Source organism: Cellulosilyticum sp. ST5 (assembly GCF_046529625.1).
Taxonomy (GTDB): Bacteria; Bacillota; Clostridia; order Lachnospirales; family Cellulosilyticaceae; genus Cellulosilyticum; species Cellulosilyticum lentocellum.
Window position 1 is genome coordinate 925833 of the sequence record NZ_CP132338.1, and the last position, 21379, is coordinate 947211.

The 21379-nt window shown below is 34.0% G+C and carries 26 protein-coding genes; 23 read left to right on the forward strand and 3 right to left on the reverse strand.

What is annotated here, in order from left to right:
- Positions 1-64 precede the first annotated feature (64 nt).
- The 4 genes from trxA (at position 65) to QTL86_RS04590 (ending at position 2535) form a co-directional block, all read left to right on the forward strand.
- Positions 65-376, forward strand: coding sequence for a thioredoxin (gene trxA, locus QTL86_RS04575; RefSeq protein ID WP_410496648.1), 312 nt, complete (start codon positions 65-67; stop codon positions 374-376).
- Between the two features lie 149 nt (positions 377-525).
- Positions 526-960 (forward strand): hypothetical protein, encoded by a 435-nt coding sequence (locus QTL86_RS04580; RefSeq protein ID WP_127066971.1) that lies wholly within the window; start codon positions 526-528, stop codon positions 958-960.
- A gap of 111 nt (positions 961-1071) precedes the next feature.
- Positions 1072-1560, forward strand: a complete 489-nt coding sequence (locus tag QTL86_RS04585) for a hypothetical protein (RefSeq protein ID WP_013657547.1) — start codon at positions 1072-1074, stop codon at positions 1558-1560.
- Positions 1561-1803: 243 nt separating this feature from the next.
- A complete protein-coding gene (locus QTL86_RS04590) occupies positions 1804-2535 on the forward strand; it encodes a ThiF family adenylyltransferase (protein WP_127066970.1) in 732 nt (243 codons plus the stop codon).
- A gap of 57 nt (positions 2536-2592) precedes the next feature.
- Here QTL86_RS04590 and QTL86_RS04595 read toward each other — a convergent pair whose 3' ends face one another.
- Positions 2593-2997, reverse strand: a complete 405-nt coding sequence (locus QTL86_RS04595) for a CvfD/Ygs/GSP13 family RNA-binding post-transcriptional regulator (protein ID WP_013657545.1) — start codon at positions 2995-2997, stop codon at positions 2593-2595.
- 289 nt (positions 2998-3286) lie between these two features.
- On the opposite strand from QTL86_RS04595, the gene QTL86_RS04600 reads away from it, so the two are divergent.
- The 13 genes from QTL86_RS04600 to QTL86_RS04660 all read left to right on the forward strand — a co-directional run bounded on the left by QTL86_RS04600 (position 3287) and on the right by QTL86_RS04660 (position 14186).
- The gene (locus QTL86_RS04600) at positions 3287-3799 is read left to right on the forward strand and encodes an adenine phosphoribosyltransferase (RefSeq protein WP_013657544.1); all 513 of its coding nucleotides are present in this window, start codon (positions 3287-3289) and stop codon (positions 3797-3799) included.
- Between the two features lie 184 nt (positions 3800-3983).
- Complete coding sequence (locus QTL86_RS04605; RefSeq protein ID WP_013657543.1) at positions 3984-6215, forward strand: RelA/SpoT family protein; 2232 nt, start codon at positions 3984-3986, stop codon at positions 6213-6215.
- A 104-nt stretch (positions 6216-6319) separates the two neighbouring features.
- A complete protein-coding gene (dtd, locus tag QTL86_RS04610) occupies positions 6320-6769 on the forward strand; it encodes a D-aminoacyl-tRNA deacylase (RefSeq protein WP_013657542.1) in 450 nt (149 codons plus the stop codon).
- 69 nt (positions 6770-6838) lie between these two features.
- Positions 6839-7477: an MBL fold metallo-hydrolase gene (locus tag QTL86_RS04615; protein ID WP_410496649.1), complete on the forward strand. Its 639-nt coding sequence runs from the start codon at positions 6839-6841 to the stop codon at positions 7475-7477.
- Between the two features lie 18 nt (positions 7478-7495).
- Entirely contained in the window at positions 7496-8938 is a 1443-nt protein-coding gene (gene hemZ, locus QTL86_RS04620) for a coproporphyrinogen dehydrogenase HemZ (RefSeq protein ID WP_410496650.1), read from the forward strand.
- Positions 8939-9159: 221 nt separating this feature from the next.
- A complete protein-coding gene (locus tag QTL86_RS04625) occupies positions 9160-9336 on the forward strand; it encodes a hypothetical protein (protein ID WP_013657539.1) in 177 nt (58 codons plus the stop codon).
- The gene (locus QTL86_RS04630; protein ID WP_410497292.1) at positions 9302-9931 is read left to right on the forward strand and encodes a stage V sporulation protein AA; all 630 of its coding nucleotides are present in this window, start codon (positions 9302-9304) and stop codon (positions 9929-9931) included. The genes QTL86_RS04625 and QTL86_RS04630 overlap by 35 nt, the downstream gene beginning before the upstream one ends.
- Positions 9931-10371 (forward strand): stage V sporulation protein AB, encoded by a 441-nt coding sequence (locus tag QTL86_RS04635; protein ID WP_127066964.1) that lies wholly within the window; start codon positions 9931-9933, stop codon positions 10369-10371. Before QTL86_RS04630 ends, QTL86_RS04635 begins: the two co-directional genes overlap by 1 nt.
- 14 nt (positions 10372-10385) lie before the next feature.
- Positions 10386-10829 carry a stage V sporulation protein AC gene (gene spoVAC, locus QTL86_RS04640; RefSeq protein WP_410496651.1) on the forward strand — a complete coding sequence of 148 codons (444 nt, stop codon included), beginning with the start codon at positions 10386-10388 and terminating at the stop codon, positions 10827-10829.
- 9 nt (positions 10830-10838) lie between these two features.
- Positions 10839-11846: a stage V sporulation protein AD gene (gene spoVAD, locus QTL86_RS04645; protein ID WP_410496652.1), complete on the forward strand. Its 1008-nt coding sequence runs from the start codon at positions 10839-10841 to the stop codon at positions 11844-11846.
- An 11-nt stretch (positions 11847-11857) separates the two neighbouring features.
- Positions 11858-12226, forward strand: a complete 369-nt coding sequence (gene spoVAE, locus QTL86_RS04650; protein ID WP_013657534.1) for a stage V sporulation protein AE — start codon at positions 11858-11860, stop codon at positions 12224-12226.
- A gap of 305 nt (positions 12227-12531) precedes the next feature.
- The gene (locus QTL86_RS04655) at positions 12532-13017 is read left to right on the forward strand and encodes an Lrp/AsnC family transcriptional regulator (protein ID WP_410496653.1); all 486 of its coding nucleotides are present in this window, start codon (positions 12532-12534) and stop codon (positions 13015-13017) included.
- On the forward strand, positions 13014-14186 hold the full coding sequence (locus QTL86_RS04660; RefSeq protein ID WP_127066960.1) for an aminotransferase class I/II-fold pyridoxal phosphate-dependent enzyme: 1173 nt from the start codon (positions 13014-13016) through the stop codon (positions 14184-14186). Before QTL86_RS04655 ends, QTL86_RS04660 begins: the two co-directional genes overlap by 4 nt.
- A 52-nt stretch (positions 14187-14238) precedes the next feature.
- On the opposite strand, the gene QTL86_RS04665 is transcribed toward QTL86_RS04660, so the two are convergent.
- Positions 14239-14661, reverse strand: a complete 423-nt coding sequence (locus tag QTL86_RS04665; protein ID WP_013657531.1) for a Fur family transcriptional regulator — start codon at positions 14659-14661, stop codon at positions 14239-14241.
- A 102-nt stretch (positions 14662-14763) separates the two neighbouring features.
- Positions 14764-15210 carry a GNAT family N-acetyltransferase gene (locus tag QTL86_RS04670; RefSeq protein ID WP_410496654.1) on the reverse strand — a complete coding sequence of 149 codons (447 nt, stop codon included), beginning with the start codon at positions 15208-15210 and terminating at the stop codon, positions 14764-14766.
- A gap of 151 nt (positions 15211-15361) precedes the next feature.
- On the opposite strand from QTL86_RS04670, the gene QTL86_RS04675 reads away from it, so the two are divergent.
- From QTL86_RS04675 to QTL86_RS04700, 6 genes are all read left to right on the forward strand, one after another.
- The gene (locus QTL86_RS04675; protein WP_127066958.1) at positions 15362-15718 is read left to right on the forward strand and encodes an arsenate reductase family protein; all 357 of its coding nucleotides are present in this window, start codon (positions 15362-15364) and stop codon (positions 15716-15718) included.
- 27 nt (positions 15719-15745) lie between these two features.
- Positions 15746-16153, forward strand: coding sequence for a bacteriohemerythrin (locus tag QTL86_RS04680; RefSeq protein WP_410496655.1), 408 nt, complete (start codon positions 15746-15748; stop codon positions 16151-16153).
- A 12-nt stretch (positions 16154-16165) separates the two neighbouring features.
- Entirely contained in the window at positions 16166-16822 is a 657-nt protein-coding gene (locus QTL86_RS04685) for a TraX family protein (protein ID WP_410496656.1), read from the forward strand.
- Positions 16823-16974: 152 nt separating this feature from the next.
- Positions 16975-17685 carry a polysaccharide deacetylase family protein gene (locus QTL86_RS04690; RefSeq protein ID WP_410496658.1) on the forward strand — a complete coding sequence of 237 codons (711 nt, stop codon included), beginning with the start codon at positions 16975-16977 and terminating at the stop codon, positions 17683-17685.
- 15 nt (positions 17686-17700) lie between these two features.
- Positions 17701-17895 carry a CDIF630_02480 family spore surface protein gene (locus tag QTL86_RS04695; RefSeq protein WP_013657525.1) on the forward strand — a complete coding sequence of 65 codons (195 nt, stop codon included), beginning with the start codon at positions 17701-17703 and terminating at the stop codon, positions 17893-17895.
- 288 nt (positions 17896-18183) lie between these two features.
- Entirely contained in the window at positions 18184-21303 is a 3120-nt protein-coding gene (locus QTL86_RS04700; RefSeq protein ID WP_410496659.1) for a penicillin-binding transpeptidase domain-containing protein, read from the forward strand.
- The last annotated feature ends 76 nt before the right edge of the window (positions 21304-21379 follow it).

The following is a 21379-nucleotide window of genomic DNA, read 5'->3' on the forward strand; positions in this document are numbered from 1 at the left end:
TTAAAGTAAATGATTTTGACAAAGCTTAAGAATAGTCATATCAATAAATGAAGGAGTGGACTGTATGAGCGTTATTAATATCACAAAAGGAAATTTTGATTTAGAAGTTAAAAAAGCAGATACACCAGTTTTGATTGATTTTTGGGCACCTTGGTGCGGACCTTGTCGTATGCTTTCGCCTATTGTAGATGAGATTGCTAATGAAATGACAGGTATTAAAGTATGCAAGGTAAATATTGATGAACAACCAGAATTAGCAGCAGATTTTAAAGTAGCAAGTATACCAACATTAGCTTTAATCAAGAATGGTCAGCTAGTAGACACAAGTGTTGGTGTAAAGCCAAAACAAATGATATTAAATATGTTAAATAGATAAAATAAGGCCCTTGAGTTGATCTTTGATAAAAGAACAGCTTAAGGGCTTTTATATGGAGGAAACAAAAAATCAAAAATGAAGTAGTATAAATAAGTTGAGAAAAGGAAAGATAAATAAGAATATCTAATAAAATAAGGAGTGACTGATTAATGGCAAATCAAGATACAATTAAATTGCTTAAAGAATGTAATGCTGGTGCTAAGATGGCAGTAACGTCTATTGATGAAGTACTAGAAAGTATTAAAAGTGATTCACTTAAAAAAATATTAGTGGATTCTAAAAAAGCTCATGAAGATTGGGGAGATAAAACGCATGTTTTATTAAGTGAGTATCATGATGAGGAGAAAGAACCTAATCCTATTGCTAAAGTGATGTCTTGGCTTAAAGTTAATGTGAAGCTTATGCAAAATGAATGCGATGCAGAAGTTGCTGATTTAATTACAGATGGCTGTAATATGGGCATAAAGTCCTTATGTAAATATATGAATAAGTATAAAGAAGCAGATCAAGAATCTATTTCTATAGCTAAGCAGTTGGTTACATTAGAAGAAAGTCTTGCAGTGGAGTTGAGACATTTCTTGTAATTTAAATATACCAATTAGATGAAATATTGAAAATAATTATAACAAAAGTGAGAATAATGTGTTAAAATAAGACATAAAATAACTTCTTTAAAATAGGGGGGAGTAGGTGTAATGAAAAGAATAATCCTAATAGGATTATGCATAAGCCTATTATTTGTAGTAGGATGTCAAAAAAAAGCAGTTGAGCCTTATGCGTTGACAAAAGAAGCAAAGGAAGCTCTAAGTGAAGAAGAGCAAACTTTTTATGTAGATTTTGTCAAATCATGCATAGCTGATATTGAAATTATGCGTAATAGTGAATCAACCTATGAAGAAGGTTTAGAAGCGTTACAAACCACTTACAAGATGGTGCCTAGTGGTTGGTCATGGGATAGAATAGATAGTATTACAGATGAAAGTATATCGTTTTTTTTACAAATGATGGATTGTTATATGGGCTGTAGAAATTACACTAATTATGCAGATTGTAAAGATGCTGTAGAAGCTATAGCAGAAAAAATGGCTGATCAGTTTATTAATAAAGAGGATATAAGAGAAGCACTTACGCTTTCAGAAACTAGATTTAAGGAAATTTATGATAGAGGTAAGAAAAATCAGTAAATAAGAAAAGTCCATGAAAATCTCATGGACTTTTTTATGCAATCCATTTTGATTATAAATAAAACAGTGAAAAACGTAATGATACTGTTATTGTAGTAAATAGGGCTTAAAGAAATTTAAGGTTGTCAAATAATCGAAACTCCTATAATATATGAATGAAGCATACAAAATTTGACAGGCTTATTAATTAAAAAATGGAAAAAATAACGAAAATAAAGCTTGAGTTATAGAAGGAGTTTATATATGTTACACGCATTTTCAAGAAGCGAAATGCTTATAGGAGAAGAAGGATTAAAAAAGCTGAAAGAAAGTAAAGTGGCTGTTTTTGGTATAGGTGGTGTAGGTTCATATACAGTAGAAGCCTTAGCTAGAAGTGGTGTGGGTAAATTAGTTTTAATTGATCATGATGAGGTCTGTATAAGTAATATTAACCGACAAGTTCATGCTACTAGTAAGACTGTGGGACAATCAAAAGCGGAGCTTATGAAAGCGAGAGTGTTAGAGATTAATCCAGAAATCGAAGTTGTGGCTCTTAAAGAAATGTATACAGCTGAAACAGCTGAGACACTTTTAGATAAAAGTTATGATTATGTAGTAGATGCCATTGATATGGTGACCTCTAAATTAGATTTAATAGAACGCACGAAAGCAATGGGAATTCCAGTTATAAGTGCTATGGGTGCAGCTAATAAATTAGATCCAACGAAATTGGTAGTAACTGATATTTATAAAACAAGTATGTGTCCACTTGCAAAAGTCATGAGAAGCGAATTAAGAAAAAGAGGCATTAAAAAATTAAAAGTAGTTTATTCTACAGAAGCACCTATTAAACCAGATCAAAGTTTAGTTCATGGTGGTGCAGGTGCAGCAAGAAGACAAACACCAGGTTCTATGGTTTTTGTAACAGCTACATCAGGGCTTATTATAGCAGCTGAGGTAATTAAAGATTTAATTGGTAACAAAATAAATGAATAACATTAAAAAAAGGCACCTTATAAGGTGCCTTTTAACATCTGCGTGAATAAATAGTACTTAGCGATTTAAACGTTTGTTAATATCCGCTTGACGGTCATTAGAAAACTTCATGAAGTCTTTCATAAGATTTTCAAAGCTTTCTGTAGGAGTTTCTTTCTTAGGTGCTTTTGCAGCAGATGGTCTAGAAGAAGACGGTCTAGAAGAAGGTGCTTTAGGTTTCTCTTGTGTTTCTTTAATAGAAAGAGAAATTTTGTTTTTTTCAGTATCAATAGATAAGATTTTAACCTTGACTTGATCTCCTACTTTAACAGCATCATTAATGTTTTCTAAATAACCATGTGTGATGTGAGAGATATGCACAAGTCCTTGGGTTGTTTCATCTAATGAAACAAAAGCTCCAAAAGGTTTGATTCCTGTTACAGTTCCTTCAATAATTTGGCCTACTTGAAATTTTTCCGACATGATAACACTCCTATTAAAATATATAACTTCTACATTATAGCATAGTTTGCCAACGGATGTATACTTATTTAAAAAATATTTCATCAAATTCTTTACTAAAAAGTTAATCCTATACGTTAATAAAGGTAAAAAAATATCGCAAAAGCTATTATCAGAAATGAAATACTATGTTATAATGAAATTTGTCATAAAAATAGTTTAAAAGCAACCTATATGAGAAGAAAAAAGGTGCGAGGGCAATCGCTCTAAAAATAAAGGCTAACAAGAATAATATTTTAGGAGGCAATATATGAACTTATATGCTCTTGTTCGTGATGTAAAAGATTTTCCAAAAGAGGGTATACTTTTTAAAGATATTACCACACTCTTACAAGATGGGGAAGGATTAAGTGAGTCTATTGATCAAATTGCTGCACACTTGGAAAATGTAGAATTTGATAGTGTAGTAGGTCCAGAAGCAAGAGGCTTTATCTTTGGGGTACCTACTGCGTATAAATTAAAAAAAGGCTTTATTCCTGTTAGAAAGCCAGGTAAATTACCTTATCAATGTGTTTCACAAACTTATGATTTAGAATATGGTTCATCTACAATTGAAATGCATATTGATGCTATTCAAAAAGGTCAAAAGGTTGTTATTGTAGATGATTTACTAGCAACTGGTGGTACAACAAAAGCCATGATTGATTTAATTGAAAGAATGGGCGGAGAAGTTGTTAAGATAGTATTCCTTATTGAACTTGAATTCCTTAAAGGTAGAGAGTTGTTAAAAGGATATGAGATTGAATCTATTTTAAAATATTAGGCAATAATAAATAAGCAAAGCCGTGAGCTTTGCTTATTTATTATTTTTTTATATCAAAACTTTCGGGAAAACTGTAAAAATACCGTAACATAAGTAAGTTTATAGATAATGGCATTGAATTTTTAGTTTAATATGTCTATAATATTAAATAATTATAATGACACTACATAAAGGGGGGTTAAAGATGCCGGATGAAATTTATGAAAGACTAATAAAAAAAATACGTTCGTATCACCCTTCTGACAATCTAGAAATGGTGGAAAGAGCTTATCAGCTAGCTAAATCAGCTCATGAATCGCAGCTTAGAAAATCAGGAGAACCCTACATTATTCACCCTTTAGAGGTAGCGTGTAACTTAGCAGACTTAGAATTAGACATCGAATCTATTGTGGCTGGACTTTTACACGATGTAGTTGAGGATACGGACTATACCTTAGAAGATATTGAACGTTTATTTAATAAGGAAGTAGCCCTTTTAGTAGATGGTGTAACTAAATTAGGAAAGATTCAATATTCTGCTCAAAATAAGCAGCTTCAAAAAGAAGAAATCCAAGCTGAGAACTATCGAAAAATGTTTTTGGCTATGGCTCAAGATATTCGTGTCGTACTCATTAAACTTGCTGACCGTTTGCATAATATGCAGACTTTAAAGTTTATGACACCGGCTAAACAAAAAGAAATTGCAGAAGAAACACTTAATATTTATGCGCCTATTGCACATCGTTTGGGAATTTGTAAAATCAAAGCAGATCTTGAAGATTTGTCTTTAAGATATATGGAACCAGAGGTTTACTATGAATTAGCACATCAAATTTCAAGTAAACGCATGGAACGTATTCAATATATCGAGCACATTGTACAGCAGATTAAGGAAAAGGTAAGTGCAGCAGGAATTGAAGCTGTTATTGAAGGCAGACCTAAACATTTCTTCAGTATCTATAAGAAAATTGTTAACAAGAATAAGACCTTAGACCAAATTTATGACCTGTTTGCTGTACGTGCAATTGTCAAAAGTGTTAAGGATTGTTATGGTGTCCTAGGAATTATTCATGAAATGTACACACCTATTCCAGGACGTTTTAAAGATTATATTGCCATGCCTAAACCTAATATGTATCGTTCACTTCACACTACTTTAATGGGAGAAGAAGGAACACCTTTTGAGATGCAAATTCGTACAGAAGAGATGCATCGTACAGCAGAATACGGTATTGCAGCGCACTGGAAATATAAAGAAGGTAAAACGGATCAAGGTACTCAAGATAAGTCAGAAGAAAAGTTAACTTGGCTACGTGAAATTTTAGAGTGGCAAAGAGATATGAGTGATAACCAAGAATTTATGAGTGCTTTAAAAGGTGACTTAGATGTTTATGGTGATCAAGTCTATGTGTTTACACCTTCTGGAGAATTATTAACCTTACCAAAGGGATCTACGCCGATTGATTTTGCTTACCACATTCATAGTGGGGTAGGTAATAAAATGATAGGTGCCAAGGTGAATGGCAAAATCGTCACTATTGACTATGTGCTAAAAAATGGAGACCGCGTAGAAATTTTAACAGCTAGTAATGCTAAAGGCCCTAGCAGGGATTGGCTTAATATTGTTAAAAGTACCCAGGCACGTACTAAAATTAATCAATGGTTCCGTAAACAGTATAAGGATGAAGATATTATCAAAGGCAAGGAACTTCTTGAGATTGCGGCTAAGCAAAGAGGTTATAATTTATCTTATCTAACAGACAATGCTGTGGTAGAGGTCATCTACAGGCGTTATGGGATGAAATCATGGAATGCAATTTGTGCGGCTATTGGTTATGGTAGTATGAAAGAACGCCAAATTATTCAAAAGCTCATTGATGAAACCCTTAAGGTGAAAAAAGAGTTAGTGACACCTGAGCAAGTGATGCAGACCCATAATGAAGTGGTTGAAACAGGACCATCCAGACAAAAGAAGCATTCTAGTGGTATTGTTGTAAAAGGAGTAGGAGACATTGCAGTACGATTTTCTAAATGCTGTGGTCCATTACCAGGAGATGACATTATTGGTTATATCACTAGAGGGCGAGGCGTTTCTATTCATCGCGCCGATTGTGTGAATGTGCTGAATATGCCACCAGAAGAAAAAGAGCGTTTAATTGAAGCCACTTGGTTAGAAGAAAAACAAGCAGCTGAAAAGCGTACTTACGTGACAGAGATTCAAATTACTTGTTTAGATCGCCTAGGTATTATCGTTGATATTTCTAAGATATTAACAGATATGAAATTACCTGTTAAATCTCTAAATGCTAAAACAACTAAAGGCAATGCTGTTTTTAATGTGAAGATAGAAATTCATGATATTTATCAACTTGAGGAGCTAACAAGAAAAATTAATGGCGTAAGAGATGTATTAGAGATTATACGTGTTTCATCTTAAAATAAAATTGAAAAAGGGAAGGTTATTAGGCTATTAAATGGTTTGATAACAGTCCCTTTTTGTACTCTTATTAAAAGCAGTGTAGTGCAGAAAGGAGAACATGAATGAGAGCTGTGGTACAACGTGTGAGTGAAGCATCTGTTCAAGTAGATGGGAAGATAATTGGTGCTATTGATGAAGGGCTTATGGTATTAGTAGCTGTTAGGGCTGAAGACACAGAGTCTGATCTTCAATATGTGATAAAAAAATTAGTAGGACTTAGAATTTTCTCAGATCAAGAAGGAAAAATGAATCTTTCAGTACAAGATATCGGTGGAGAATTACTAATTGTACCTCAATTCACTTTGTATGGTAGTGTTGTTAAAGGGATGAGGCCAAGTTTTATTGCATCTGGAAGTGTAGAAGAGGCAGAAAAGAAATACAATCAATTTATTGAGAAATTAAAACAAGAAAATGTGCCTTTTGAAACAGGCCAGTTTCAAGCAGATATGAAGGTGAGTTTAGTCAATGATGGACCAGTAACGATTTTAATTGATAGTAGTAAGCAGTTTTAAAGAAAAGTTGTAAAAAAGACAAAGATAATAGTATAATGAAGGCGTTTAATAGCGATAGGAGGATTATTTATGATACACAATTTAACTGTAGGCATGCTTCAAGAACATACTTACTTTTATATAGATGAACAAACAAAGCATGGTTTTATTATTGATCCAGGAGCAGAAGCACCTCGTCTTTTGGCTTATATTAAAGAGCGCGGGTATGTGATTGAAAAAATATTACTAACTCATGGGCATGTGGATCATATAGGAGCAGCAGAAGCTATTCGAGAGGCACTTGGGTGTAGTATCATCATTCATCAAGAAGGGAAAAAATATTTAGAAGATGCCAACTGGAATTACTCTAGTCAATTGGGTGAAGCATTTACCTTATCAGCAGATTACTATGTAGAGCATGGGGATGAAATTGCTTTAGACGCAAATAGTGATTTTAAAGTGCGTGTCATTTATGCACCAGGGCATACTGCAGATGGAGTAGCGTATTATTCTGAGAAGGATAGATTAGCTTTTGTTGGAGATATTATTTTTGCAGGATCAGTAGGGCGCTCAGACTTACCAGGAGGTAATAGCAACCGTCTATTGAGCGCTATTCGTGCACAAATCTTTACTTTGCCAGATGAAACCATACTTTACCCTGGACATGGCAATGCCACTACAGTGAAGAAGGAAAAAGAAACAAACCCTGTTTTTAATTTTTTCGATTAATATAAAGGATGAAAAAAGATGATTAATTTACGATGTGAAGGTCATGATGCTGAATATGAAATCAGTAATATCATTAATTTGTTTACACCCTACATTCAGGATGAGTTACAGCTTGAGACGCATTATCAAAAACCAAAAGTCTATGCAAAACTAAAGGATGGGGACCTCTTATTAAATGAAGCGATTTATCCTGTTAAGGAAATAGGAGATCCTTTAGCGGATAAAAAAGCACTGAAACAAGCTTTAAAGAAAGCAGTTTATATGACTTTAACAGATTATACCAATCGTAAGATGCCATGGGGAATTTTAACAGGAATTAGACCAACTAAATTAGTCCATGAATTATTAGAAGAAGGGTTAAATGATGAAGTAATCGATGCACATTTGAAAGCTGAATATTTAGTAAGTGCTAATAAAAGAATACTGATGCGAGAGGTAGCCAAAGAAGAACTGGCTATTTTACGTCAAAATAAACCAGAAGAAATCAGTTTATATATAGGTATTCCTTTTTGTCCAACAAGATGTGTTTATTGTTCCTTTACCGCGTATAGCTTAGAAAAATGTGAAGCTCAAGTAGAGCCTTATTTAGAAGCGCTTTTTAAAGAAATAACTTTTGTGGCTGAAGCAAAAAAAGGAGTGCCTATTCGTAGTTTATATATAGGAGGAGGAACACCCACAAGTTTAAATGAAGACCAGCTTTTACGTTTATTAGAGCATGTTAATAGTAGCTTTGATTTATCAGAGGTAGAAGAATATACGATTGAAGCAGGTAGACCCGATACCATTACGAAGGATAAACTACGTATTATGAAAGAGCAAGGTGTTGGGCGTATTTCTATTAATCCACAAAGTATGAATCAAAAAACATTAGATACGATTGGCAGACGTCATGGAGTAGAAGATATTAAACGTGTTTTTGCTGAGGCTAGAGCCCTAGGACATGATTGTATCAATATGGATATGATTTTAGGTTTACCTGGAGAAACAGTTGCAGATGTAGCTTATACTTTAGATGAACTAGAAAAGCTAGGTCCAGAAAATATAACGGTTCATACCATGGCCATTAAAAGAGCTTCTCGTTTAAAAGAAGAGCTGGTGGCAGGTGAAGAAGCATATGCCTTAACAGAAGGCGAAAAGATTCAGCAAATGCTAGAACTCTGTGAAGAACGTATGGCTCGCATGGGATTGAAACCTTATTATATGTATCGCCAAAAAAATATGTTAGGTAATTTTGAAAATGTGGGTTATGCTGCACCAGGAACTCAATGTGTTTATAACATTGAAATTATGGAAGAAAAAGAAAGTATTATTGCTCTGGGAGCAGGGGCTATTACAAAGATGGTCTATCAAAATGGGGAGCGTATTGACCGTATACCGAATGTGAAAAGTTTAAAGGATTATATTGAACGTATTGATGAAATGATAGAAAGAAAACGAGAAGGTTTTTTGAAATATCGTTAAAAGTAAATAATAGATATAGCAAAAAGAGCATGTCCAAAAAGCGAAAGCCAAAGGACATGCTCTTTTTAGTTGGAAAAGGTAATGAGGGGAGTTACCTTAAAAGAGAGTATTTATTTTGAAAGAAAATAAAGCTTTACAAGTTTAGGGAATAATAAATCTATAAAAGGAAAAACTAAAAAAGAATAAGAATCAAAAATGAAAAGAATAAAATGAGGTGTAGTATGAAAAAACGAGTTATTATTTTAACCTTACTCACTTTAATACTTATTGGAGGGAGTATTACAGCTTATAAATATATAGAGGACCATAAGCAATCAGAAACTACCAATGGTATGTTCGTAGATAGGGGCGATTATCTTGGATATGCAAAAGTGTACCATTTATGTAAGAGCCTATAAACGTAAGACTTTACAAGGTTTAAGTAGTGTGACTATTAAAGATCTAGCCGATGTGGCTGCACCTCCAGAGGTGAAAGCCAAAGTAGATGCTATGCGCATTTTCTTTGTACCAGATACACAGAAAAATGGACGTTATATTGTAACCATTATTGATATCATTAATGCGATTTGGAAAGAATATCCCAAAGCAGATGTGCAAAGTGTAGGAGACCCTGATGTGGTGATTGAATATAGGAAAAAGCCACCTAAGACACATGATGTATGGGAATGGGTAAAAGTAGTAGGGCTATGTCTTATTGTGTTTGCAGGTGCAACAGTAGCTATTATGACGTACAATACAGACACTTCTTTAGGAAAGACCTTTATTATTTTAAATCGTATTTTTACAGGAAGACAAGAAGAACAGCCACTCCTACTGACAATTCCGTATTCTATAGGCATAGCAGCAGGCCTTCTTATTTTCTTTAATCACTTTGGTTTTAAGAAAATTACAGATGATCCTACGCCTATGCAAGTAGAAATTAAGCAGTATGAAAAGAATGTAGAGGATTGTGAAATAGAGAGCATTAGTGATAAGCGAAGAGGAGAACCATAATGAGGGAGATATTAACAATTATCCCTAGGATTTTAGTAGGTATGGGCGCAGGTATTATTATTTCTGGTGGTGTTGTAGCTTTTATTACCATTATAGGGGTTATTCCAATGATGGCACATCGTACCCAAACAGGTCATCATGTCATATGGTATGAAAATGCTATTATACTGGGGGCTATTAGCGGTAGTATTCTTTCAATGTGGGAAACGAGACTATTTTTATGGTCTTGGGTAGTGGTTTTACTTTTATTTGGCTTTGGGATGTTCGTAGGAGGCCTTATTATTGCTTTGGCAGAGGTGCTAGATGTCTTTCCTATTGTGAACAGAAGAGTGAAGGTTAAAAAAGGCATTTCATTATTCGTATTATCTTTAGCTGCAGGTAAACTGATAGGGTCACTACTTTATTGGTTGTACCCTATGTTTTTAGAAATCATACAGTAAAGGAGTAAGTAACGATGGCTAATACAAATCAACTTAAAAGTCAGTATCAAAAAATTATAGATGAACATTCACCTAAAAATAAAGTAGTTGGTAACAGTATAAAAGCTTTTTTGGTAGGAGGTATCATCTGCAGTATCGGACAGCTTTTAATTAATGGTTATATGTTTTTTGGTTTTTCTTTTCAAGAATCTTCTACGTTAACAACAGATTCTCTTATACTAATTAGCGCTATAATGACAGCATTTAATATTTATGATAATGTAGGCAAGTTTGGAGGAGCAGGTGCGCTGATACCTATTACTGGATTTGCTAATTCTATGGTTAGTGCAGCTATGGAATATAAAAAAGAAGGATATGTTTATGGTTTAGGAGCTAAACTTTTTACTATAGCAGGTCCTGTCATTGTATTTGGAACCATTGCTAGTGTTGTAATTGGTATTATTTATTATTTTATCTAGGAGGAGATTATGGGACATATTGGTAAACAGACCATTACATTTAAAGAGCCTCCTGTTATCACTTATGCTTATGCAACAGCGGGGCCAAAAGAAGTACAAGGACCTATGGGAAAATACTTTGACCATCCTTTAGAAGATGAATTACTGGGAGAAGATACTTGGGAAAAAGCAGAAGCTCGTATGGTTCAATTAACGATCCAAGGCTTATTAGATCGGGCAGGTAAAACGCCTGCTGATATTCACTACATCTATGCAGGAGACTTACAAAATCAAGTGATTGCCAGTACCTTTGGTGTTAAAGATTTTAATATTCCTTTCTTTGGATTATATGGAGCTTGCTCAACCATGGGGGAATCTATGACTTTAGCAAGCATGTGTATTGCAGGAGGTATGGCGGACTTAGTTATAGCAGGTACGAGTAGTCATAACTGCGCTGCTGAAAAGCAATTTAGGTTTCCTTTAGAATATGGTGGACAGCGTACAGAAACACAAACATGGACTACGACAGCTAGTGGTTTTGTATTACTTTCTAGGTGCGGAGAAGGTCCTAAGGTAACGAGTGTGACACCTGGGAAAATTGTAGATTTAGGTGTGACAGATACCTTTAATATGGGGGCAGCTATGGCACCAGCTGCCGTTGATACGATTTTAGCTCATTTAGAAGATACCAATCAAACGCCAAATGATTTTGATGCTATTATTACTGGAGACTTAGGTAATTGCGGTTATGATATTGCTATTGACATCGCTGGTAAATTAGGAACAGATTTAAGTGGTGTTCTTCAAGATTGTGGTAAGCTCATGTATGATGATGAAAAGCAAGGAACCAATTGCGGTGGCAGTGGTTGTGGTTGTATTGCTTCTATTTTTACAGGATACTTTTATAAACAGTTAGTAGAGAAAAAACTAAAGAAGATTTTAATTGTACCTACAGGAGCGCTAATGAGTCCAGGTAGTACACAACAAGGAAATACTATACCAGGTATTGCCCATGCTGTATGTATTGAAATGAAATAGGAGGCAAACAAATGGACATTTTTATGGAATACCTCAAGTGCTTTGTAGTAGGTGGTCTTATTTGTTTAATAGGACAGATTTTATTAGACCGTACTCAATTAACAAATGGTAAAATTATGGTGCTTTTCTTGGTAGCAGGAGCCGTTTTACAAGCTATAGGTGTTTATGGACCCATCGTAGAGTTTGCAGGGGCAGGAGCAACAGTACCTATTTCTGGTTTTGGTTATGCCTTGGCCAAAGGAGCAATAGAAGAAGTTAAAAGTAGTGGTATTATGGGTGCCTTTTCAGGAGGCCTAGCAGCAACAGCTTCAGGTATTACAGCAGCTATTGTATTCGGCTATTTGGCAGCGCTACTGGCTAATCCTAAAAGCAAGTCATAAATAATAAGCTCTTAATGAAAGGCTACGTACAACGATAATAGTACGTAGCTTTTTCGCATGCTGTGTTTTATAACATACCAAGAGCTTAATACTATATTTGTATGAGTAGCATTATTCATCATAAGGGAACCACTTATTAGAGGGTTTCAAAGAAGTGTGGCTCTGTGCAACACAAGGAAAGTTGATTACAATAAGACTATCACATAAAAGACATAACGTTATATAATGTTTTGAAAATTTATGTGGCAACCTTATTTTCATATGATGTATAATAAGCTTTAAAGGGTAAAAAGGAGATGAAAACCATGAAAAATGAAATTTTAGAGCTTTTAGAGAATAATAGCAGATTAACTGCTGAGGATATTGCCATTATGATTGGCAAAGAGGTAGATGAAGTGGCCAAGGCGATTAAAGAAATGGAAGATAGTCAAATTATTTGCGGTTATAACACACTTATTAATTGGGATCATACAGATAAAAAAGATATTGTCACAGCACTTATTGAAGTGCGTGTAACCCCTCAAAGAGGTGAAGGGTTCGATAAAGTAGCTGAACGTATTTATAATTATAATGAAGTAAAAGCTGTCTATTTAATGTCAGGTGGTTTTGACTTTACGGTTATTATCGAAGGAAAAACAATGAAAGAAGTTGCCCTTTTTGTTGGTCAAAAGTTAGCACCGTTAGATTCTGTTTTAAGTACAGCCACTCACTTTGTACTTAAAAAATATAAAGATTATGGAGTGATTTTTGAGGAAGGTAAAAAGGACGGAAGGATGATTGTATCGCCATGATAAATTATGATGAATTAATGGTAAAGCGTATTATGGATGTACCCCCATCAGGAATACGTAAATTTTTTGATATTGCAAATGAAATGGGAGATGCTATTTCATTAGGTGTTGGAGAACCTGATTTTGATACACCATGGCATATTCGTGAAGAGGGCATTTATTCTCTAGAAAAAGGGAAGACCTTTTATTCTGCTAATGCAGGTCTTTTAGAATTGCGTGAAGAAATCTGCAACTATATGAAAAGAAGATTTGACTTAAGTTATTGCCCTAAAGATCAGACTTTAGTAACAGTAGGTGGAAGCGAAGCCATTGATTTGGCGCTTCGTATATTAATTAATCCTGGTGACGAGGTGCTTATACCCGAACCATGCTATGTTTCTTATACGCCATGTACAATTTTTGCTGGTGGAACACCTGTGACGATACCTACAAGGGAAGAAAATAACTTTAAATTAACACCAGATGAGTTAAGACAGTATATTACACCACGTACAAAAATACTTATTTTACCATATCCTAATAATCCGACAGGAGCTATTATGGAAAAGGAAGAATTAGAAGCAATTGCTGAAGTATTAAGAGAAACCAATATTATTGTGTTATCAGATGAAATTTATGGAGAACTAACGTATGGTAAAAAGCATGTCTCTATTGCTAGCATTGAAGGTATGTATGAGCGCACCATTTTAATTAGTGGTTTTTCTAAATCTTATGCCATGACAGGCTGGCGTTTAGGATATGCTTTAGGGCCAGTGCCATTGATGAAATTGATGACGAAAATGCACCAATTTGCTATTATGTGTGCGCCAACGACAAGCCAATATGCAGCTATTGAAGCGATGAGAAATGGTGATGATGATGTGGCTATGATGTGTGAGAGCTATAATAAAAGAAGACGTTTAATGGTAGAGCATTTTAGGCAAATGGGATTATCTTGTTTTGAACCAGAAGGTGCTTTTTATGTATTTCCAAGTATTAAGAGAACTGGAATGACTAGTGATGAATTTTGTGAAACACTGTTAAAAGAAGAGAAGGTAGCAGTTGTACCGGGTACTGCATTTGGTACATATGGAGAAGGTTTTATTAGATGTTCATATGCTTATTCAGTTGAAGAGCTAAAAGAAGCCCTTGTGCGTATTGAACGTTTTGTAAGTAAAAGAATCAAATAAGGTACTAAAAAAGACACTCTTACATCTATGTGAAAGTGTCTTTTTTAGTACCTTATTGTGCTGTTTTTTGGCATTCAGGACAAATACCATAAAAATAAAATTGCTCACTAAGAAGCTGATAACCTGTTAATTCTTGAACTTCTTGCTTAATAGGTGCTACTTGCTGAAGTTGCTCAATATCTTCTACTGATTTACAAACTGTACATTGCATGTGGCTATGAGGTGATGTATCAGCATCATAACGGTAACTATCTTCCCCTAAGTTCAACTGTTGCACAAGACCATTTTGTACAAAGGCATCTAATGTCTTATAAACGGTAGCTAAACTCATGGTTGGATGGTCTTCTTGTAAGCTATTATAAATGGTTTCAGCACTAGGATGCACGTTAGTATGACGTAACATTTTAAAGATAGCAAGACGTTGAGGTGTTACTTTAAGGTGATGTGCTTTTAAAATAGCAGTTGATTCTAGCATAAAACTCCTCCTCTTTAATAATTACTATTATCTAAACTAGATTCTATTATAAAGTAAGCTAAAATTCAAGTCTTTCTTTCAAAATTATTTATGAAATAATGCTTATTGCATATCTTTAATCATTTGAATATAATCTAAAGTACTAAATCCATATTTTTCATAGAGCTTTTTAGCTCCCACATTACTGGAACATATTTCTAAACGGAAACGAGCTGTTTGATCTCTATAAGAATCTATTAACCAATTTAAAAATTGGCTACCTAGTTGTTTTCCTCTATATTCTGGTAAAACATAGAACTCTTCTAACTGAGTCACCATGCCACCTGCTTCATTACTCCAATAAAAAGCTAATAAACCATAACCTACGGTTGTTTGTTCTTCTTCAATAATAACAAGCCTTAAAAAAGGTGAGTTTTGAAGGGCTTTCTGAAGGGTAGCTTGTAGCTGCTCATCAGTCATAGCAAAAAGAGTGGCATCGCTATGATAAAAGTCTTTAGACATTTGCATGTAAATGGCTTGATCTTGAGCTTGAATATCGCGAATAAACATAGTTAAGCCTCCTTGTATGATATATATTACTTTAGTATAATCTATTTTAGTAGTGTGTCAAGTAAATAGGGAATAATAGGAAATATAGAGAAGAAACAGATAATAAATCAATAGGCATACTATGAATAAAGAGAGAGATTGGAGTTAATATATGAAAATGATTTTTATTTACTATCCATCTTGTAGCACTTGTAAAAAGGCATTAAAGACATTAAAAGAACATGATGCTATAGTGGAAATAAGGCATATTGTAGAAGACACACCGACAGCAGAGGAGTTAAAGGCGTGGATTATGCAAAGTGGGGAACCATTTACTAAGTTTTTTAATACACATGGTGTACTTTATAAAGAAATGGGATTAAAAGAACGTGTGAAGAATATGAATATAGAAGAAGCAGTAGCATTATTAGCAGGAAATGGCATGCTTATTAAAAGACCATTATTAATCACAGAGGAAAAAGTACTTGTGGGTTTTAAAGAAGACGATTATAAGCAACTATTAAAATAGTTACTAATTTATTAGGGGGATGATCAGATGAAATGGAAATCTAGTTATGCGATAGGTGTTGAAGCAATTGATAAGCAACATGAAAGGTTGTTTGATATTTCGGAGCGTATTGAGGAATTATTTTTATTACCAGGTCACATGGATAAGTTTGATGAGATAGTGGAGATAATAGAAGAGTTAAAAGCATATGTGATCTATCATTTTAATGAAGAACAACAATTAATGGAGAAGATTCAATACCCTAAGTATTTTTCACATTTAGTGGAGCATCAAGATTTTATAGAAAAAATAAATGATTTTGATTTACATGAATTAGATCATGCCCAACAACAACAATTAAGAGAACTTGTGGATTTTATTATGACATGGCTTGTAGAACATGTCCTAGAAAAAGATAATGCTTTTGCAACCTACTGCCGAGAAAAAAATATGTAGAAGAGGTAAATTGTGAAGATTATAGCTGCTATTTTCATGCTAATGGATCATATAGGAATGTTATTTTATCCTACTCAGCCATTATGGCGTGCGTTAGGAAGATTAGCAATGCCTTTATTTGCTTATGGGGTTGCTAGTGGTTTTTGGCATACTTCCTCATTAAAAAATTATATAAAGCGAATGACGGTATTTGCAATTATTTCTCAGTTGCCATTTTTATGGATGTTTCAAGTAGCTTATGGAAGGGCTTTCGGCTTAAATATTGGTTTTACATTTTTAATTGCATTAGGTTGTCTTTGGCTTTTGAAGAGTGCAGAGCAGCAAAGTGAGATTGTGAAAATTGGCAATTATATAATGGTTGGTTTATTACTGATTTTAGCAGAAGGATTAGCGTGTGACTATGGTATGTATGGTGTTGCTGTAGTGATTCTTTTTTATGAGTATAGTTTTAAAAAAGAAAATCAACTAGTGGCATATATTTTATTTGGTTTACTTACCTTAATAGATAGCTTACTCTATAATAGTCCGTTGCAAATTTATGCAGTGTTGTCCATTGTCTTTATTATACTACTAAAGAATAAGCGGTTGAGTAGTTTACGTTATTTCTTTTATTTATTTTATCCGTTGCATATGTTTGTATTAGTGCTTATTAAATTACTATTTTTTTAAAAAAAGCTTTACATTTAGTAAAGCTTTTTTTGCGTCTAAAAACAGTCGATTATTTGTGATTATGTCAGTAATTTAGTTAAATAAGGTATGATATTAAAAAAAAAGCTCATAATAAATCTGTGTACAAAAGACCATAAAGTTAGGTGAGCAGCATGAAGAAGAGAATTAAATCCATCATTCTATTGTTCCTTGTTTTGATTCAAATAACGGCTTTAGGTAGTCCGGTAGATCAAGATAGATCAAAAGGGCAAATAGAATACAAAGTCTTGTATTTAACATTTGATGATGGACCGAGTGAGTATACGGGAAAATTGTTAGATGTTTTGGCTAAGTATCATATGAAAGCTACTTTTTTTATGTTAGATACAGAGATGAAACGTAATCCGGATATGGTAAAACGTATAGTAGCAGAAGGACATGCCGTTGGTGTTCATGGTGTGACTCATGAAAAATCTACTTTTTATTGTGGTACATTAGGACCTTTAAAAGAAATGGATAAAGCAAATGCAACACTAGAACAAATTACAGGAAGCAAGACCAATTTAGCCAGAACGCCTTATGGAAGTAGCCCTTATTTAACTAAGAAGCAAGCAGAAGCATTAGCAGCTCGTGAATATGTGATATGGGACTGGAATATTGATTCTAAAGATTGGTGTTATCGTAATCCTTATAAAACATTTCGGGCCACGACTCAAATGATTCAAAAATCTCAAAAAGAGCCCAAAGTTATTTTGTTCCATGATATTAAGCATGTAGTTGAAACAATGACTCTTTTTTTAGAGTGGATGCAAGAGCATCAATATACATCTAAGCCAATTACTACAGATATTGCTCCAGTTAAACTAAAACAAAAAACAAATTAATAAAGGAGTAGCAAGATGCACGATCAAAAAAGCAAAGCTTTATCAGGAAAGAATAATAAAAGAATAAATAATACCGATACAAGAAACAGTGAAATCACCTTTCCACTAGTGGATGCACAGGAGGTCAATCCTGCGGCAGGTACAAGTACACCTTCTATAGAAGATGTCATTCACGCAAAAGATTGGGTGGACAATGGTAGTCGCTTATAAGGAATAGGAAAATAAAACAAAGTTTTTAAGACAAAAGAGGTCTTAAAAACTTTGTTTTATTTATGAAAAGAGGTTGTGATACTTAGGGGAATACGTTAAAATAAAAGAGTTAACAATGTCAAAAATAAACGAAATGACACCTAAATTGGTGAACAATTTAACCAATAATGGAAAGGAGTATCGGCTCATTTAGTAGTCGATTTTAAAATGGGAATTCATAAACTCAACCAAAAAAAACACCGTTTACTTTCTGATAGATTATTTATTGTGTCCATTGTGGTGGTGGGCATGTTTGTTGTTTTAGTTTATCAGTTTTATACATTACAAATTATAGAACATGCTGCTTATGAAGAGGATTTAAGAGCAAGTGTACAAAGAGAAGTAGAGATACCTGCTATAAGAGGTCTTATTTATGACCGCTATGGCAAACCCTTAGTAAGTAATAAACCGATTTATGTACTTAAAACAGACCCACAAGTTAGTTTGAAAAAAGATGATTATAACCAAATTCTTTTAAATGTGGCTAATTTGCTTGAAGAAAATGAAGATACATATATTGATAATATGCCAATCTCAAAAACGGTACCTTTTACTTTTACAGAAGATGACCAAAGTATTAGGAGTTTTATTACCAATTATGTACCTTATGATAATCAAGAACACAAGGAATTGTTATATACCTATTCTGCACCAGAATTAATGGCTTATTTAAGAGGAGAAAAAGGATATAATCTGGATTCAGAAATTAGTGATGAAGATGCAAGAAAAATTTTAGCAATGCGTTTACAAATCTCACAAACCACTTATCAAAAATATAAAAAGGTAACGCTAGCTAAAAATATTTCAATGGAAACCTTAGCTGCTATTGAGGAGCATCAAGATGATTTCCCAAGTATTATGGCAGAAGTAGAATCTGAGCGTTATTATACAGAGACTTATAGTAAAGCGTTTGGTAATATTTTAGGGTATACCCGTATGATTACTGAAAGTCAGTACAATGACTTAAAAGATAGTGGCTATGAAAAAGATGACTTAGTAGGGCAAGTAGGTATTGAAGGCAGTATGGAGTCCGAGCTTAAAGGAGAAAAAGGAAGTAAACTCATAGAAGTAGACAATGCAGGACGAACTGTATTCACCCTAGAGACGAAAGAAGCTAAAGCTGGAAATGATGTTTATTTAACCTTGGATGCTGATTTGCAATTAGCTACTTATCAGGCTATGGAAAAACGTTTAGCTGAAGGTATTGTAGGTAGATTACAAGGAAAAGAAAAAACCGTTCCTTTAACAGGGAGAGAAATTCTCATTTCCATGGCTAAGAATAACCAACTAGATTTTAATATAATGAAAACCGCTCCACAAAGCCAAATGCAAAGACAACTTTATGATAAAGTAGCAGCAGATTATGAAAAAGCATTAAAGGTCTTAGAAGAAAAAGAAAAAAATCTATCAAAAGAAGAAAAAACGACCTTAACCATTAAGCAGCATTTTGCTAATATGTTAGATAGCGAAGAAATTTTAATTACTGATAGAGAGCTTCTTCTTGCTTTAGGAGAGCAAGAAAGCTTAAAATTAGATGAAGATCAAATGAAACGTATTTGGGATGGTAATATCGGTTCTATAGAAGCTCTTTTAATTGCTGAGCTAGAAAGTGGAGAATTAAAGCCTGATCAAACAGCGATTATGCCATTTAGTGGTTCAGCTGTAGTCGTAGATGTTAATACTGGAGAAGTATTAGCTTTAGTAGGATATCCTTCTTATGATAGTAATGAATTTACACAGAACTTTAATTCTATTTATAGAAAATTACATGACGGTGTAGATGAACGTAATATTGAAATTAATCGTGCTTTAAAAACAGCTAAAGCGCCAGGTTCTACTTTTAAAATGATTGTAGCTGTAGCTGGTTTAGAAGAAGAAGTAGTAACACCTGATACAATGATCTATGATACAGGTGAATATCCAAATGTAGGATTGCCAGCACCTAAATGTTGGATTTATACGAATACTGGTCATGGACATGGTAGTTTAAATATACAAGGGGCTTTAGAGGTGTCTTGTAACTATTATTTCTATGATATTGCTTATCGTTTAGGACTTAAATATGGCGCACCTTATGGAGGAATTGATGCGCTTTCAAAATATGTAGAAATGTTTGGATTAAGCCATACCTCTGGTGTTGAATTAGAAGAAACAGCACCTAATATTTCAAATCCTAAAAATGCAGTTAGCACACAAGCAGCTAGAGCACTTAACTATATTAAAAATATGAAGGATAAGAAAAGTGAAAATAGAGAGAAACTCTTGTCAGAGGTACAAGAGTACTTGGATATTTTCTATACATTAGGTGATAGTAGAGCAACAGACTTAGATGGCAGAATCGATTATTTAACACAAAGTTATATTAAGAAAAGTTTAGATTCTGAATTAGCCATTGTTTTGAGCGAAGATTTATCTACGATTTATGATAAAGTGATTGAAGATATAGGAGATGCCCTGCAAGAAGGTGTAAATGCCATTTCTAAAGAAATTGCTGATGAGGTACTAGCAAGGGATAGTAAAACAAGCTTAAAGTTACGTACTAAAAGTGTGGTACAAGAAACTTTAGAAAGTTATATAGAGGCAGGGACACGTAAGACAATCACTAAAACTTTAGATAAGATGCCACAAGGTGTCTTAGAGCAAGCCTATTATGATGGTTATGCGGCAGCGTATAAGCGTTATGAAGATCAAGAAGATATGAAAGATGTTTGCGCGGAACTAGAAAGACGTATGGCTGCTATTAAAGAAGGGAGCTTTAATGCACAGGAACGTACAGTAAGTAAAGTAATTGATCGTATTTTAAGCGTTTATGTAGATGATTTCTTTAAAGATATTCATATGGAATGGAATGTTTCAGATAATGTACGTACAGCTATTGGTCAGGGAGGGAATACCTTTACACCGGTACAAATGGCACGTTATGTAGCAGGCCTAGCTAATGGACATACGGTTTATGACTTAAAAGTAGTAAGTGGCATTGATGATCACAAGATTACTGGAGATTATACGCAAACACCAGAAAAAGTATTTAATACCCTTAATTTTAAAGAATCTACTTTGACTAATATTTATGAAGGAATGCATAAAGTAGCTACAGGCTCAGCTGGTACAGCGAGAAGTTATTTTACAGACTTTCCTATTCAAGTAGCAGCTAAAACAGGAACAGCTCAAGAAGGAAAATATGAAAATAGCTGGTTTGTTGGTTTTGCACCTTACGATAAGCCGGAGATTGCAGTTGTTACCAGTATGTATGGCGCAGATGGCTTGGGTGGTAGTAATACCCAGCTTGCAAAAGATATTTTTGAAGCTTACTTTAAAATTGGTCAAGAAAAAGAAAAGGTGACATTAGGAAACAAATTTGTACAGTAGAGAAAATGCCTCATAAAGATACATGAAAACGGTCTTTATGAGGCATTCTATTATTTAAGAAAAAATTGTAAAAGGA

Excerpts from the sequence above, each read along its gene's own strand:
- QTL86_RS04680 (WP_410496655.1), top strand. The coding sequence starts at position 15,746 with ATGAAATGGAAATCTAGTTATGCGATAGGTGTTGAAGCAATTGATAAG.
- QTL86_RS04700 (WP_410496659.1), top strand. The coding sequence starts at position 18,184 with ATGTTTGTTGTTTTAGTTTATCAGTTTTATACATTACAAATTATAGAA.
- QTL86_RS04675 (WP_127066958.1), top strand. The coding sequence starts at position 15,362 with ATGAAAATGATTTTTATTTACTATCCATCTTGTAGCACTTGTAAAAAG.
- QTL86_RS04605 (WP_013657543.1), top strand. The coding sequence starts at position 3,984 with ATGCCGGATGAAATTTATGAAAGACTAATAAAAAAAATACGTTCGTAT.
- QTL86_RS04660 (WP_127066960.1), top strand. The coding sequence starts at position 13,014 with ATGATAAATTATGATGAATTAATGGTAAAGCGTATTATGGATGTACCC.
- spoVAD (WP_410496652.1), top strand. The coding sequence starts at position 10,839 with ATGGGACATATTGGTAAACAGACCATTACATTTAAAGAGCCTCCTGTT.
- QTL86_RS04625 (WP_013657539.1), top strand. The coding sequence starts at position 9,160 with ATGAAAAAACGAGTTATTATTTTAACCTTACTCACTTTAATACTTATT.
- QTL86_RS04665 (WP_013657531.1), bottom strand. The coding sequence starts at position 14,661 with ATGCTAGAATCAACTGCTATTTTAAAAGCACATCACCTTAAAGTAACA.
- QTL86_RS04630 (WP_410497292.1), top strand. The coding sequence starts at position 9,302 with ATGCAAAAGTGTACCATTTATGTAAGAGCCTATAAACGTAAGACTTTA.
- hemZ (WP_410496650.1), top strand. The coding sequence starts at position 7,496 with ATGATTAATTTACGATGTGAAGGTCATGATGCTGAATATGAAATCAGT.
- QTL86_RS04580 (WP_127066971.1), top strand. The coding sequence starts at position 526 with ATGGCAAATCAAGATACAATTAAATTGCTTAAAGAATGTAATGCTGGT.
- QTL86_RS04690 (WP_410496658.1), top strand. The coding sequence starts at position 16,975 with ATGAAGAAGAGAATTAAATCCATCATTCTATTGTTCCTTGTTTTGATT.
- QTL86_RS04670 (WP_410496654.1), bottom strand. The coding sequence starts at position 15,210 with ATGTTTATTCGCGATATTCAAGCTCAAGATCAAGCCATTTACATGCAA.
- QTL86_RS04655 (WP_410496653.1), top strand. The coding sequence starts at position 12,532 with ATGAAAAATGAAATTTTAGAGCTTTTAGAGAATAATAGCAGATTAACT.
- QTL86_RS04585 (WP_013657547.1), top strand. The coding sequence starts at position 1,072 with ATGAAAAGAATAATCCTAATAGGATTATGCATAAGCCTATTATTTGTA.
- QTL86_RS04590 (WP_127066970.1), top strand. The coding sequence starts at position 1,804 with ATGTTACACGCATTTTCAAGAAGCGAAATGCTTATAGGAGAAGAAGGA.
- QTL86_RS04600 (WP_013657544.1), top strand. The coding sequence starts at position 3,287 with ATGAACTTATATGCTCTTGTTCGTGATGTAAAAGATTTTCCAAAAGAG.
- QTL86_RS04595 (WP_013657545.1), bottom strand. The coding sequence starts at position 2,997 with ATGTCGGAAAAATTTCAAGTAGGCCAAATTATTGAAGGAACTGTAACA.
- trxA (WP_410496648.1), top strand. The coding sequence starts at position 65 with ATGAGCGTTATTAATATCACAAAAGGAAATTTTGATTTAGAAGTTAAA.
- QTL86_RS04615 (WP_410496649.1), top strand. The coding sequence starts at position 6,839 with ATGATACACAATTTAACTGTAGGCATGCTTCAAGAACATACTTACTTT.
- QTL86_RS04635 (WP_127066964.1), top strand. The coding sequence starts at position 9,931 with ATGAGGGAGATATTAACAATTATCCCTAGGATTTTAGTAGGTATGGGC.
- dtd (WP_013657542.1), top strand. The coding sequence starts at position 6,320 with ATGAGAGCTGTGGTACAACGTGTGAGTGAAGCATCTGTTCAAGTAGAT.
- spoVAE (WP_013657534.1), top strand. The coding sequence starts at position 11,858 with ATGGACATTTTTATGGAATACCTCAAGTGCTTTGTAGTAGGTGGTCTT.
- spoVAC (WP_410496651.1), top strand. The coding sequence starts at position 10,386 with ATGGCTAATACAAATCAACTTAAAAGTCAGTATCAAAAAATTATAGAT.
- QTL86_RS04695 (WP_013657525.1), top strand. The coding sequence starts at position 17,701 with ATGCACGATCAAAAAAGCAAAGCTTTATCAGGAAAGAATAATAAAAGA.